This is a genomic window from Sciscionella sediminilitoris, assembly GCF_000737195.2.
GTDB classification, from domain to species: domain Bacteria; phylum Actinomycetota; class Actinomycetes; order Mycobacteriales; family Pseudonocardiaceae; genus Sciscionella; species Sciscionella sediminilitoris.
In genome coordinates this window covers 1-528 of record NZ_JALM01000136.1, presented here as the reverse complement: position 1 = coordinate 528, position 528 = coordinate 1, and the positions used below count along the sequence as shown (strand labels likewise).

The following is a 528-nucleotide window of genomic DNA, read 5'->3' as shown; positions in this document are numbered from 1 at the left end:
GTTGTCCCGTAATGATCAAGTTATGGGGGCGGGTAGGAGAAATTCGCGGTGTTCGGTCGGGGGCGGTGTTCAGTGGGTCATGGCGAGGTTGCGCATCAGGGCCACGCCCCTGGCGGCGTAGTAGACGCCGTCGCGTTTGCGTCGGCAGTTGCGCAAGACGTTCCAGGACTTCATGTGCGCCAGGGCGTGTTCGACGCGGGCACGGACTCGTTTGTGAACGGTGTTGAGGTCGGCCTTCCACGCGGGAAGTTCGCTGCCGTCAGTGGGTTTGCGATACGGCATGATTACCTCGCGGTTGCCTTGGTAACCGCCGTCGGCCATCACCGAAGCGCCCCGGCACTGCTGATCGACACCGGAATCCCTCCAGGCCCGGCAGTCGTTGCGGTTACCCGGCAGTGGTGTGCCGATCGCGACGGACAGACGGGTGTTGGCGTCGATGACGACCTGAAGGTTGGTTGAATACCGGTAGTTCTTCGACGAGGCACTCCTACTCCGGTCGTAGGTGGGCACCAACGTTCCATCCACGAT

Annotated in this window: 1 protein-coding gene; it reads right to left on the bottom strand. The window is 62.3% G+C overall.

Features of this window, described 5'->3' with window-relative positions:
- Nucleotides 1-69: 69 nt before the first annotated feature.
- A partial coding sequence (locus tag AD72_RS33235; RefSeq protein ID WP_031470617.1) for a transposase occupies nucleotides 70-528 on the bottom strand: 459 nt, incomplete at its 5' end.